Origin of the sequence: Acetomicrobium sp. S15 = DSM 107314 (genome assembly GCF_016125955.1) — a bacterium.
Taxonomy (GTDB): Bacteria; Synergistota; Synergistia; order Synergistales; family Thermosynergistaceae; genus Thermosynergistes; species Thermosynergistes pyruvativorans.
The window spans coordinates 1-331 of sequence record NZ_JADEVE010000201.1; the positions used below are offsets into that span (position 1 = coordinate 1).

A 331-nucleotide genomic window follows, 5' to 3' on the forward strand; every position below is an offset into this window, starting at 1 on the left:
ACACCGGGATGAAGTCTTCGCTCACAGCCAGGAAATCGCTATATCGCCACATTGCCATTCCTCCTTTCCGGTCAAACATACCGTTAGGCCCTTTTCGTCAATCTCGAAAAATTCTTGTTCTAATACAGTTAGGCGGTTAAAAACAAATGTTCACGAGCTTGGTTTCATTTACCCGCAAAACGCTTTTCGGAAAAAACGACTCCGAGAGAGAGGGAGTGGCCTATACCGCCGGTCCCAACCTCGTAGGGGAAGAGAGTCTCATATATAAGCAATGGTTCCCTGAGACTAAAGGGCTTCAAGGGTATGCCAGGGCAGTTTTATTTGTGGGCAG

1 protein-coding gene is annotated in these 331 nt (G+C 47.4%); it reads left to right on the plus strand.

The window, feature by feature from the left end; genetic code table 11:
- Nucleotides 1-146 precede the first annotated feature (146 nt).
- Nucleotides 147-331, plus strand: a 185-nt coding sequence (locus EZM41_RS13625) for a hypothetical protein (protein WP_232619124.1), incomplete at its 3' end; no start/stop codon positions are given.